Below are 12,275 nucleotides of genomic sequence, written 5' to 3' on the forward strand. Positions count from 1 at the left end.
AAGCGTAGTTAAATTTTTACACTCTTACGATTAATGCCGTATTCACGCAATTTATTGGCGACGGCGGTATGACTAAGCCCAAGTTTTTTCGCCAATTGCCGCGAGCTTGGATAAGCCGGAAACAGTTTACGCAGCAAATTTGCTTCAAATCTTTTGACCGCTTCATCTAAGGTGCCATCAAAGTCTTTTTCCAGATAACCAAAATCATTGGTGTAGCTTGGCAGCTGTAGCTGTTCTTTATCGAGTTCATATCCTTCAAGCAAGGTCACAGCTCGGTATAACGCATTTTCCAGCTGCCGGACATTGCCAGGCCACGGATATTGCTGCACAAACTGGGCACAGGTTTCGGTCATTCTCGGCGCTTTTCGCCCCAACCTTGCTGAAAACCGGCTGATAAAATATTCGCTAAGCGGCACGATATCCTGCTTACGATCACGCAGCGGCGGCAACGCCAGCGTCAGGACATTAAGCCGGTAGTACAAATCTTCGCGAAACTTACCTTCCTGCACCAAGCCAGGTAAATCTTTTTGAGTGGTACAAATCACCCGTACATCAACTCGCACTTCATTTTCATCGGCAATACGCCGAAAACTGCCGTCCTGCAAAAACCTTAGTAATTTTGTTTGCAACTCGCGGGACATCTCTCCCACTTCATCCAAAAACACCGTGCCTTTGTTGGCTTGCTCAAAAATGCCTTTTTTCCCTTCAACAGTTCCTGGAAAGGCATTTGGGCCGTAGCCAAATAATTCAGATTCAGCGACATTGTCGGGCATCGCGGCAATGTTCACCGCTAAAAATGGTTTGCCAGCCCGACTACTTCCGCCATGACAAGCCCGCGCCAACAGTTCTTTGCCGGTACCGGTTTCACCCATAATTAAAATAGGCGCGTCCAGCTGCGCCATTTTTTTAGCTTCGCGCACCACTTTTCGCATCACATTGCTATTGGCGTGCAGACTGTTGAAACTTTCTTGATCGCCTTTTTTAAACACTACCATCTGCTCGCCAAGCCGGCTTTCAGATTTTAAGTTGATCACAGCACCTGCCAGAGTTTCATGGCCAGAATCGTCCGGCACCATGACTGGCAACACGTCAGCGATAAATCTTTTGCCATGAATTTCAAAACGACGGGTTTGCGCCAGCACGTCATCACTTTCCAGCCAGCGCAGAAAATTAAAACCTTTGACCATATTCGCCAGCGACTGGCCAAGAATGTCTTCTGATGCTACCGATAAAGCTTGTAATGCAGCGTCGTTAATAATAGTGACATTGGCTTTGGTATCGATGGCGATCACACCATCCGGCAGCGTTTTCAGCAGCGTTGACAGCTCGTTGTGTTCACGTTCTGAAGGTAAAAAAGAGGTGGTTCTGACATCGTCAACCCCAGGAATACGGCGGATTTTCGCCATAAGTTCCTGAAATTTTTCAAAATCAATTCCCGGAAATGCCACATACATCCGACCAAGCAATGGGTCGACTTCAATGCCACGTAAATCAATCTGGTAGTGCACCAGAATATTCAGAACTTCCTGAGCTATACCAACCCTGTCCTGACAATGGATCTCTAAACGCATCGCCTCACGCACCTTTTCCTGATGGGTTTGAGGCATGATACGGCACTTTTAGCCGTCGATACCAGTGCTTTTTGTAAACTTTTGTGAACAAGTTACCGTTTTGCAATTGAAGCGCTTACAAAATCAGCCAACGCTACCAGGCAGATTGCCAGCGAACTTGGTGTCGCTTTGAACCTGCAAAAAGTAAAAAGGCCGCCGCAGCAGCCTTTTCTATTTTAAAGACATTTTTGCAACCGGCTTATTCTGCCAGCAAGGTGTCGGTTTTAGCCGCACAAATAAAATCGTTTTTATGCAGACCTTTAATTGAATGTGACCACCAGGTCACGGTCAGTTTGCCCCATTCCAGCAGCAATGCCGGATGATGACCTTCTGCTTCAGCCAACTCGGCAACTTTATTATGAAAAGCCCAGGCCAGTTTAAAATTCTTAAATTTATAACTGCGTTCCAATTGCAAAATGCCGTCTCGAACCACCGGCGTCCAATCCGGGATCTGACGCATCAGTGTGGGTAATTCTTCATCAGAAACTCTTGGTGCATCGGCACGGCAGGCTTCACATTTCATTACAGCTAATTCAGTCATGTTTATTCTCAGTTTCTTAAAATCAGGATTTAACAAGGTTAGGCGGCAAACAATTCGGGCATATCCGATTAAACTTCGGCAACTACCCCCATCGGCTAACTGGCTTTTTTCTGTTTGGGTGGAAACTTTGGCGCGTGTAAGCCAAGACTTTTCGCAGTCTGCACTAATGCCATTAAATCCATCTGTGCTATTTCAAACAGATCATGAATTTTTTCAATTTTAAAATAAGCTGGCTGCATAATATCGATGCGATATGGCGTTCGTAGTACCTCAACAACATCCAGCATATGACGCTCGGGAATGTCTGAATGCATCGCATACTGCGTTTCACCCGGTGAGGATAAAATGCCACCGCCATAGATCCGTAGACCTTCTGGTGTTTGCATCAGGCCAAATTCAATAGTGAACCAGTACAACCTGGCCAGATATACGCGGTCTTCTTTGCTTGCGGCTAAACCTAACTTACCGTAAATGTGGGTAAATTCAGCAAAATCAGGGTTGGTGAGCATAGCGCAATGGCCGAAAATTTCGTGGAAAATGTCCGGTTCCTGCAAATAATCAAATTCTTCTTTGCTGCGGATAAAGGTCGCGACCGGAAATTTTTTATTGGCCAGCAACTCAAAAAAGCGATCGAAGCTGATGAGTGCGGGAACTTCGGCACATTCCCAACCTGTAGTGGCGCGCAGCACTTTGCTGACTTCTTCCAGTTGCGGAATGCGATCTAAAGGTAATTTTAACTTGTCTAAACCGGCCATATATTCATCACAGGCTTTGCCGGAAATACAGGACAACTGACGGGCGATTAACTCACTCCAAATGGCATTTTCTTCATCGCTCCATGCGATAAAACCATGCTCGTCGGACTGCTTCGAGACATAATTACTCATAACGACAACCTGTTGAAAATTGGGTAGCCTGCAGCTCTGACGGCCGGGCTTTGATGGCCGGATCCTAGATGATTGAGATCCGGCTGTTAATCACCTACGCCAAATTGGCCTTGGTATAAATGTAATTATTTTTGTACAGGCAATCACTTATAGGTTGCAAGCTAATGTTTCATTTGGTTTTTTTTGCTGTCCTTGCATCTTTACCAATGCCTGAGACAGGTCTGCAATGATGTCGACAACATGTTCAAGACCCACCGAAATTCGGATCAGCCCATCGCTGATGCCAGCCATCTGCCGCTCTTCTGCCGTGTATGGGCTGTGGGTCATCGACGCCGGATGTTGGATCAGCGATTCAGCATCACCTAAGCTCACAGCCAGACTCAGCAGCTGGCATTGATTTATAAAATAACGACCATCTTCCAGGCTACCATTAAGCTCAAATGCTAAGACACCGCCTGCCGCAGACATTTGTTTACCGATAAATTTGTGTCCAGGATGATCAGGCAAACCGGGGTAAAACACCTTGGCAATGGCCGGATGCTCTGCCAGATATTCCGCGACTTTTTGCGCATTACTGCAATGACGTTCCATCCGTACCGATAAGGTTTTCAGGCCGCGAATAATCAGCCAGGCATCGTGCGGACTGATGGTTGCGCCCATGTCTTTGAGTGTGGTGAGTTTGATGGTCTGAATTTTGTCTGCGTCCGACACAATAATGCCTGCGACCACATCGCCATGCCCATTCAAATATTTGGTGGCGCTGTGAATAACAATATCGATCCCAAAACGAGCGGGTTGCTGCAATAAAGGCGTCAAAAAGGTATTGTCGATCACTGACAATATCTGGTGCTTTTTACAGAAATTACCCAGAAATTCTAAATCTAACACCACCAAATTCGGATTAATCGGTGTTTCAGCAAACAACATTTTAGTATTCGGTTTGAGTGCCGCAGCGACCGCCTGGTGATCGGTCATATCGACAAAGCTGACTTCAATGCCGTAACGGGCAAACTGATGATTAAATAGCGCAAAACTACAGCCATAAATCGCTTTACTGGCAATCAGATGGTCACCTTGCTGTAAAAATGCCATGGTTGAAGCAGCGACAGCCCCCATCCCGGTAGCGGTTGCAGCAGCATCGGCCATGCCCTCTAAAGCGGCGACTTTCAGCTCCAGTTCGCGGGTGGTTGGGTTGCCTAACCGAGTATAAATATAACCTGGCTGTTCACCGGCAAATCGTGCGGCGCCTTGCTCGGCGCTATCAAACACAAAAGTCGAGGTTTGGTATAACGGTGTTGCCAGTGCGCCATACTGGGCATCTTTGACTTTTCCGGCATGAATACACTGGGTTTCGGGGTGTTGCGGGGCTTGAAACGGCTGTTGATTACTGCGACTGCTCATACTACAAATTGCCTTAGATGATTTTTCAATCACTAAAACAAATTAGTTATATTAAGCACAAGGCATGCAGACATCTGTCAGTCTATGAGCAAATGACAGATGCAACTTTGACCAGTCGAAAATGTAACATTTAGTTTGCAGTTGCTCCCGGAGCCAGCCGTTTTACCAGATCAGTCAGCACCTGTTTTACTAAGGATTTATCGCTGATAGCCCCGGGCAGTGGCCGTAATTGCTGCTGTGCAAAACGACCGAGTCTTGCCACCATCACGCCCGCCAATACCCCTTGCCCTAACCGCGCCGATAATCGTCCGGACAACTCAGCACCCACTAAATCGGCCCCAACATCGACAGCTATTTCTGCCGCACCGGTAAAAAATACCGTTTTCACGAACTGTTTCATCATGGCAAGGCTTCGCAACTTACCTACTGGCGCACCATACAGCACCGACAATTCACGCAGCATCAACGCCCCGCGCCACAAAACTAATAACATATCGGCAAGCGCAAATGGGCTCAGTGCAACAGCGACACCAGTTTGCATAGCTGCTTGGCGAATTTGTAGCTCAGCCGTTTTGTCGATGTTGGTTAATACGGTTAAATCAAACAGCTGCAATAACTCTGCATCAGTAAATTCAGCTTTTCGCTGCTGCTCGAAATGTTGCCAGTCGCTGTGACTCGTATCGCTCATCGCCGAAATCATTTGCTGACACATTGGATAGGCTTCACCAAATTGCATTGATTGCTGCAACCTGAAGCTTTTTTCGCGCCATTGTTGCCGCATTTTAAGCTGCCGCCGTAATCGCCATTCACGATAGCCAAACCGCGCCAGCAACAGCGCGGAAAGCCCGGTCAGTGCTGTGACAGCGGTCCCCTGCAACAGGCCACTTTGCCAACTGTCCGCCATAAACTGCCACCATTGCACACCCGCTACAGCGGTCAGGCTCAGTAGTGCCCCACCCCATAACCAGAGCCCACGACGACTTTCTGCGGTTTCAGCTACCGGCGCTTCGTTAATTTCAACTTTAAATTGCTCAGTGGTAAATTCTTGTGCTTGCTGCAATTTGCCAGCTAGTGCTGCCGCTTCATTTTGCTGCAGCTTTGGCTGCAACGATACAAAATCTGCTTCAGAAAAGGCAGTGGTCTTTTTCAGATCGTTCATTGCAGTTTATCTCCAAGCAAAAACTCCAGCGCCTGATCAAGCCGCAGCTGTGGCAGTATCTGCTGTGGCGCGAGTACCTTCGGTAAAAAATCCGGAAAAGCAAAAGCATGATGTTCAAATAACAGAGGTGATGGCATCGACATCGGAACTTCACCTGGAAAGATGGTCTGCCGCTCACCGCTTAGGGCTGAAATGCCTTGTAAACATGGCACCACACCTTCGCCAGTCTGCACTTGCCCGACGTCGGTGGTGACGACCGCAGCCAACGCCATGGCTTCGGATTGGCAATACTGAAAACGGCTGTCCTGCAGCGGTTGTTGCAATAGCTGCTGTAGCAACAAGGTCAGATTTTTATGCTGTTCAGGGGTTAATTGGTCGGCTTTACTGGCGGCGAATAACACTTTACTGATTTTCGGATTAAATAACCGTTGTAACCAACCGGCTGGACCATAGTGAAAACTTTGCAAAATCAGCATCAGTGCTTGTTGTAATTCCTGCAGTACATGGTAACCGGCGTTCAACGCTGACAAACAATCCACCAGCACCACCTGGCGATCCAGACTGGCAAAGTATTGTTGATAAAATGGTGTTACCACCAATTGTTGATAACTTTCAAAATGGCGCTGCAGCCGCAGCAATAACTTTGATGGCTTTGCCAGCTGCGAAGGTAACAATGGGAACAGCTGCAATAATGGTGTACCAGCTAAATCACCGGGTAGTAACAATCTACCGGGCTGCAACAAGCAGGCTTTTGCCTCGACTCTGAATTGCTGTAACAAGGCCGAGTAACGGTCAGTAAGTCGTTGGATCTGCAGTTCCGAATCGTCGTCTAAATCGGTTGCAGCCAACAAGTCCTGAAACGCCTGAGCAATAGCGACCCGATGTGGTTTAGCAAACAACTGCCAGCTAAATTCACACCATTGCTGATAGTCCTGCTGCAACATCGGCAAATCAAGCAACCATTCACCGGGGTAATCGACGATATCTAGCTGCAATTCGCGAAAGTCTGTGAGTCTGGCTGCAAGCCCCGACGCCGGTTTATAGCGCAGCGTCAGTGACAACTGACTCCAACTGGTGGTTGATACCGGCCACTTTCCAAGCTGAAGCTGTTGTAAATTTTGTTCAAAAGGAAAACGTGGTGTTTGCATCGCCTGCTGTGCTTGCAGTCTGCCACCCAGATATCTTTGTTGTCGTAATGGAGAAAAAAACGGCAGCTGAACTTCAGCAACAGGACCGGTTAATTGCTGCACCAGGCTGGTAATAAATGCGGTTTTCCCAGCGCCACTCAGACCAGTAATGCCGAGTCTGAGATGGCGATCGAGCAGACGCTGACCAAATTGCTGACTCTGCTGCGACCATTGTTCGTGTAACTTAGCCCATCCCTTCATGCACACTCCAGTGGCGAGCCACCCGCGGGCGGCTACAGTCGGTTAAATTCACGGTGTAACTGGTATTTACTCGACGTGACGTAAGTTTCAATTTTACGCAGTCTTTGTTCAATGCTATCAAACTGTTGTTGGATATGGCCCAGTGCTTGTTTCGGTGCTTCGCCACGTTGCCAAATTCTGGTTTTCACTTCCACCGGTTTTTCAATGGAAGGGACAAATGACGTCCCTTTGCGGGCTTCGGCTACAGATTTTTTCTCCAGCACTATCCAGCCAACAATGTAAAGTACCGGTAAAAATCCGCCAAAACCAAGTAACAATGAAGCCAGAGCAACCACGCGGACTAACCACAGCTCCCAGCCGAAGTAGTCTGCAATGCCGGCGCAGACGCCGGCTATTTTGCCGTTGCGGTCATCCCGCAACAATTCTTTCTTAAACTTTGTCATGATCCCGTCTCCAGTTTGGTGACTCTGCATCCAGAATGGCTTCGAGGGTTTTGATCCGGTCGGCCATTTTTTCTGCGCGGTTTGACAAGTCATTCAGTTGGTTTAATTCAGTTTCTGACAAACCTTCTGACATTTTGCGTTTACTGCGATAGTGCATAATGACCCAGATTGGCGCCACAAAGACCATAAACATCATTAGTGGCACAGCAAAAGCTTCTTGAATTTCCATTATTTACTCCGAAACGCCTGAAGATCAGGCGTTATTGTCGTTATTCAACTTTGCTTTTAATGCAGCCAGTTCAGAATCGATTTTGTCCTGAGCCGCCAGTTCAGCAAACTCGTCACGAAGCGTTTTCTTACCTAAATCATAGGACTCAACCTGAGCTTCCAGTGAATCAATTTTTTGCTCGTAACGCTCAAACTTATACATTGCATCGTTTAAGCGGTTGCTGTCTAACGATTTTTTCACTTCTAATCTTGAAGCTACTGTTTTTTGACGCATCAGCATCGATTTCTGGCGAGCCTTGGCATCGGCCAGTTTTTCCTGCAATTGTGCCACTTCATCTTGTAACTTGCTGACATGTGCATCTAAGTTGGCAATGTCGGCGGCGACTGAAGCAGCCTGATCTGCAGATTTTTGTTTTTCGATTAACGCTGAACGCGCTAAATCATCGCGATTTTTAGCAAGTGCCAGTTCGGCTTTGGCCTGCCAGTCCACCACTTCCTCTTCCAGACGGCTGACGACTCGTTGCAGTTCTTTTTTCTCAGCGATAGTTTTTGCAGAGGTTGAACGAACTTCAACCAGTGTATCTTCCATTTCCTGAATGATTAACCGCACCATTTTTTCCGGATCTTCCGCTTTATCTAATAAAGCGTTGATGTTTGAATTCACGATGTCTGAAAAGCGAGAGAAAATACCCATGATGATTACCTCATTAATTGTCTGATTGACTCGAGATACCTTATTCAGTTTCCTTGCCAACTTTCGAAACAAGCTTAATGCATTGTTTTATATAATTTTTATTTATTTTCAGCAACTACTTCTGAAATCATGCCGTATGAAATAGACTACTTATTAGTAAAATTCACTAATTTGTAGCAGCGACATGGCACGAGCATTCCAGCAAGACAATCTGATTGGCCAATCCAATAGTTTTTTAAACGTCCTTGACCAGGTTTCACAAATTGCGCCGTTAAATAAACCGGTACTGATTATCGGCGAACGGGGCACCGGCAAAGAATTGATTGCCGCGCGCTTACACTACCTGTCGCAGCGGTGGGATCAAGCGTATTTAACCCTTAACTGCGCCTCGTTAAATGAAAACTTGCTGGAAAGTGAATTATTTGGCCATGAAGCCGGCGCTTTTACCGGCGCCAGTAAACGTCATGAAGGGCGCTTCGAACGGGCAAATTTTGGTACCCTGTTTTTGGATGAATTGGCCAATACCCCGGGTTTGGTACAAGAAAAACTGTTACGGGTGATTGAATACGGTGAATTCGAACGGGTTGGCGGCAGCAGAGCAATTAAGGTTGATGTACGACTGATTTGTGCCACCAACGAAGATTTACCGGGGATGGCCGATCGGGGCGAGTTCAGAGCCGACTTACTGGACCGGCTAGCGTTTGACGTGATTACCTTACCGCCAATGCGCGAACGACGTGAAGACATTCTGGTACTCGCCGAGCATTTCGCCATCAATATGGCACGTGAACTTAATTTTGAACTGTTCAGCGGCTTTTCTGAAAAAGCCAAACGGTTGCTGCTCGACTATGAATGGCCGGGTAATGTGCGGGAATTAAAAAACGTAGTCGAGCGCAGCGTCTACCGCACCAATAATCCTTATGTACCAGTCCACGATATTTTGCTCGATCCTTTTGCCTCGCCTTATCGGCCGCAGACGCGTGTCAGAACCCAGGATCGCATTGCTACAGTTACCAGTGTAAAACCACCGATAGCTAAAGCGCTGCATTCAGGTGATAATGCACTGCCACTTATGGCTCAGGCTGAAGTTGTGATGTCGCAACAACTGCCACAACAGCCAGACTTTAATCAGCTACAGGATTTTAAAGTGTTGTCAGAGCATTACGAAGTCACACTGATTAAGCAAGCGCTGGCCGCCTGCCAGTACAATCAGAAAAAAACGGCGGAAGCACTCAACCTGACCTATCATCAGCTTCGTGGTTATATGAAAAAATACAAATTGTTAGACAGCCAACAATGAAATCATCTGGTTCTTTTGCTGCCGTTGTACTGTTGAGTATTCTCAGCAGTGCCTGTCAGCCAGTATTGCCAACAACACGGGTCCATGGCTTGGTGTATTGTGCGGAAGGCTCACCAGAGAGCTTTAATCCACAATTGGTCACTTCTGGTACCACCATTGATGCCATCAGCCAACATTTATATGACCGCTTGCTGGATATCGACCCCGATAGCGGCACACTGATCCCAGGCCTCGCGCAGAGCTGGCAAATCAGCGACGATGGTTTAACCTACCGTTTTCAGCTACGCCAGGACGTTAAGTTCCACCAAACCAGCTATTTCTCGCCATCCCGAGTCATGAACGCCGAAGACGTACAGTTTACGTTTGGTCGATTATTATCGGTACAACACCCATTTCATCAGACGGCCACCGAATACCCATATTTCGATAGCGTTGAATGGCAGCAACTGGTCGCAAAACTAACGGTGACAGGGCCTTATGAGATTGAGTTCACTCTGAGTAAACCCGACAGTTCATTTTTATCAACTTTGGCCACCGATTTTGCCGCCATTTTATCCGCAGAATACGGGGCACAACTAATCAGCAACAATACACGGGCTGATTTAGACCTGTTGCCGGTCGGCACCGGGCCCTTTTTGTACCGGCATTATCAAAAAGATGTACTGATCCGCTATTACCGCCATCCCAACTATTGGCGCCAATTGCCAGCAATGGAACAACTGGTGATTGATATAGTGCCGGACAACACCAAACGAATTGCCAAACTGCTGACGCACGAATGTGACGTTGCTCCAATTCCGCGCTTAGCAGAGTTGTCGTTATTATCAAAACGGGATGATTTTGTCATCGATGCCCAGACTAGTATGAATGTTGGGTATTGGGCTTTTAATACCCGGATGCCGCCGTTTGATCAGGTAAAGGTTCGACAGGCGCTGTCCTATGCCATTAATAAATCAAATATTTTGCAGGCGGTATATTTTGGGCAGGCAGAACCAGCCAATTCATTGTTACCACCCACATCCTGGGCCTATGATAAAAATCTGAACATCCAACGTTATGATCCGTTACTTGCGAAAAAATTATTGGCTGAAGCTGGTTATCCAGAAGGATTTCAAATGGATATCTGGGCCATGCCGGTACAGCGTTTATACAACCCAAATGCGTTAAAAATGGCTGAATTGATCCAGGCTGATTTAGCCCAGATTGGTGTGCGTGCAAAAATTGTGTCGTATGAGTGGAATACTTTTCGCCGGAAATTGCGTTTGGGTGAACATGATTCGGTGCTGATTGGCTGGTCAGCCGACAATGCTGATCCCGATAACTTCTTGCGGCCTTTGCTGAGCTGTGCTGCGGCAATTTCCGGCAGCAACCGGGCTAATTGGTGTGATGAAAACTATGACGAGTTGATCGCAAAAGCTGTGCATACACCAATTTTGGAAGAACGACGGGCTTTTTACCAACAAGCGCAACAATACCAGGCGGAACAAATGCCACTGGTCCCTATTGCTCACTCCAAACGTTTTCAGGTGCGCAGCCGTAATATCTCCGGTGTCCGGATCAACCCATACGGTGGTATTAATTTTACCGCGGCAGGTAAATCCTTATGATGTTTCATTATTTATTACGCCGGTTGTTTTTACTTAGCTTTGTGTTTGTAGCGCTGACGGTATTTGCATTTAGTCTGGGATATTTATTTCCGGGAGACGTGCTGGGTAATTTCACCGGCCTTCGCAATATCAGTCCGGCAGAAGAAATTGTACTAAGGCAGCAGCTTGGTCTTGATCAAAGCTACTGGCAGCAATATATCTATTTTAATCAGCGCATTCTCGACGGAAACTGGGCGTTGTCATTTTCCAGTCAACAAAATGTGCTGGATGAAATTATCAATGTGATGCCGGCGACACTGGAATTGGCATCGTATGCTTTGTTGTTGTCATTAATTGTTGGCATTCCGCTAGGGATCGTCGCTGCGGTGCGCAAAGACAAATGGCTGGACAAACTGATTTCCGGTTTTGCGCTGGTCGGCTATTCAATCCCGATTTTTTGGTGGGCTTTGTTGTTGATCATGGTGTTCTCGCTGACGCTTGGCTGGCTGCCAACGTCAGGGCGGCTGAGTGTACTTTATGAAATTCCGGCACATTCTGGTTTTATGTTGCCCGATATCTTACTTTCAAACGTGCCCTATCGCGAAGAGGCGCTGTTCGATGCGATTCGTCATTTGTTGCTGCCATCGCTAGTCCTTGCGACCTACCCGACTACAGTGATGATCCGGTTTACCCGCGAATCAATGCTGGACGTGCTGGAGCAAAATTACATTAAAACTGCCAGAGCAAAAGGTCTGACCCGCCTGCAAGTACTGTACACGCACGGTCTGCGCAATGCCTTGCTGCCGGTGACCCGGCAAGTCGGATTGCAATTTAGTACGCTGATCACCCTGGCAATGATTACTGAAGTCATTTTTTCCTGGCCTGGTATTGGCCGCTGGCTGATTGACAGCATTTACCAACGAAATTTTCCGGCAATTCAGGGTGGATTGTTAGTCGTCTCTTCGTTGGTGATAGCAGTAAATATGTTCACTGAAATTCTGCATACACTGCTGAATCCACTGGCAAGGAAGTTCTGAG

12 protein-coding genes are annotated in these 12,275 nt (G+C 47.2%); 3 read left to right on the forward strand and 9 right to left on the reverse strand.

All coding sequences use genetic code 11. The annotated features are described in order from the left end of the window. Positions 1 to 8 precede the first annotated feature (8 nt). From tyrR to pspA, 9 genes are all read right to left on the reverse strand, one after another. A complete protein-coding gene (gene tyrR / locus A5320_RS14735; protein WP_231916741.1) occupies positions 9 to 1,607 on the reverse strand; it encodes a transcriptional regulator TyrR in 1,599 nt (532 codons plus the stop codon). A 202-nt stretch (positions 1,608 to 1,809) separates the two neighbouring features. Then, a complete protein-coding gene (locus tag A5320_RS14740) occupies positions 1,810 to 2,151 on the reverse strand; it encodes a 4a-hydroxytetrahydrobiopterin dehydratase (protein ID WP_068066212.1) in 342 nt (113 codons plus the stop codon). A 95-nt stretch (positions 2,152 to 2,246) separates the two neighbouring features. Next, on the reverse strand, positions 2,247 to 3,101 hold the full coding sequence (phhA, locus tag A5320_RS14745; protein WP_331712113.1) for a phenylalanine 4-monooxygenase: 855 nt from the start codon (positions 3,099 to 3,101) through the stop codon (positions 2,247 to 2,249). An 84-nt stretch (positions 3,102 to 3,185) separates the two neighbouring features. Continuing rightward, positions 3,186 to 4,439, reverse strand: coding sequence for a methionine gamma-lyase (gene megL / locus A5320_RS14750; RefSeq protein ID WP_068066217.1), 1,254 nt, complete (start codon positions 4,437 to 4,439; stop codon positions 3,186 to 3,188). 130 nt (positions 4,440 to 4,569) lie between these two features. Next, positions 4,570 to 5,598 (reverse strand): TIGR01620 family protein, encoded by a 1,029-nt coding sequence (locus A5320_RS14755; protein WP_082971790.1) that lies wholly within the window; start codon positions 5,596 to 5,598, stop codon positions 4,570 to 4,572. After that, positions 5,595 to 6,986, reverse strand: a complete 1,392-nt coding sequence (locus tag A5320_RS14760) for a YcjX family protein (protein WP_068066221.1) — start codon at positions 6,984 to 6,986, stop codon at positions 5,595 to 5,597. Before A5320_RS14760 ends, A5320_RS14755 begins: the two co-directional genes overlap by 4 nt. A 32-nt stretch (positions 6,987 to 7,018) precedes the next feature. After that, positions 7,019 to 7,429, reverse strand: a complete 411-nt coding sequence (pspC, locus tag A5320_RS14765) for an envelope stress response membrane protein PspC (protein WP_068066224.1) — start codon at positions 7,427 to 7,429, stop codon at positions 7,019 to 7,021. Then, on the reverse strand, positions 7,416 to 7,658 hold the full coding sequence (gene pspB / locus A5320_RS14770; protein WP_068066227.1) for an envelope stress response membrane protein PspB: 243 nt from the start codon (positions 7,656 to 7,658) through the stop codon (positions 7,416 to 7,418). Before pspB ends, pspC begins: the two co-directional genes overlap by 14 nt. Before the next feature lie 24 nt (positions 7,659 to 7,682). Further along, entirely contained in the window at positions 7,683 to 8,351 is a 669-nt protein-coding gene (gene pspA, locus A5320_RS14775; RefSeq protein WP_068066230.1) for a phage shock protein PspA, read from the reverse strand. A 184-nt stretch (positions 8,352 to 8,535) separates the two neighbouring features. Here pspA and pspF point away from each other — a divergent pair, with 184 nt between their 5' ends. From pspF to A5320_RS14790, 3 genes are read left to right on the forward strand one after another with little or no spacing between them, the layout of a single operon-like run. Next, complete coding sequence (gene pspF, locus A5320_RS14780; protein ID WP_068066233.1) at positions 8,536 to 9,651, forward strand: phage shock protein operon transcriptional activator; 1,116 nt, start codon at positions 8,536 to 8,538, stop codon at positions 9,649 to 9,651. Further along, positions 9,648 to 11,258 carry an ABC transporter substrate-binding protein gene (locus tag A5320_RS14785; protein WP_068066236.1) on the forward strand — a complete coding sequence of 537 codons (1,611 nt, stop codon included), beginning with the start codon at positions 9,648 to 9,650 and terminating at the stop codon, positions 11,256 to 11,258. Before pspF ends, A5320_RS14785 begins: the two co-directional genes overlap by 4 nt. Next, positions 11,255 to 12,274 (forward strand): ABC transporter permease, encoded by a 1,020-nt coding sequence (locus tag A5320_RS14790; protein WP_231916742.1) that lies wholly within the window; start codon positions 11,255 to 11,257, stop codon positions 12,272 to 12,274. Before A5320_RS14785 ends, A5320_RS14790 begins: the two co-directional genes overlap by 4 nt. The last annotated feature ends 1 nt before the right edge of the window (position 12,275 follow it).

Origin of the sequence: Rheinheimera sp. SA_1 (assembly GCF_001669775.1) — a bacterium.
Lineage (GTDB): Bacteria > Pseudomonadota > Gammaproteobacteria > Enterobacterales > Alteromonadaceae > Pararheinheimera.

Coding starts and splice junctions, on each gene's coding strand:
- pspA (WP_068066230.1), bottom strand. CDS start 8,351: ATGGGTATTTTCTCTCGCTTTTCAGACATCGTGAATTCAAACATCAAC.
- A5320_RS14790 (WP_231916742.1), top strand. CDS start 11,255: ATGATGTTTCATTATTTATTACGCCGGTTGTTTTTACTTAGCTTTGTG.
- megL (WP_068066217.1), bottom strand. CDS start 4,439: ATGAGCAGTCGCAGTAATCAACAGCCGTTTCAAGCCCCGCAACACCCC.
- pspC (WP_068066224.1), bottom strand. CDS start 7,429: ATGACAAAGTTTAAGAAAGAATTGTTGCGGGATGACCGCAACGGCAAA.
- A5320_RS14785 (WP_068066236.1), top strand. CDS start 9,648: ATGAAATCATCTGGTTCTTTTGCTGCCGTTGTACTGTTGAGTATTCTC.
- pspB (WP_068066227.1), bottom strand. CDS start 7,658: ATGGAAATTCAAGAAGCTTTTGCTGTGCCACTAATGATGTTTATGGTC.
- A5320_RS14740 (WP_068066212.1), bottom strand. CDS start 2,151: ATGACTGAATTAGCTGTAATGAAATGTGAAGCCTGCCGTGCCGATGCA.
- A5320_RS14755 (WP_082971790.1), bottom strand. CDS start 5,598: ATGAACGATCTGAAAAAGACCACTGCCTTTTCTGAAGCAGATTTTGTA.
- tyrR (WP_231916741.1), bottom strand. CDS start 1,607: ATGCCTCAAACCCATCAGGAAAAGGTGCGTGAGGCGATGCGTTTAGAG.
- pspF (WP_068066233.1), top strand. CDS start 8,536: ATGGCACGAGCATTCCAGCAAGACAATCTGATTGGCCAATCCAATAGT.
- A5320_RS14760 (WP_068066221.1), bottom strand. CDS start 6,986: ATGAAGGGATGGGCTAAGTTACACGAACAATGGTCGCAGCAGAGTCAG.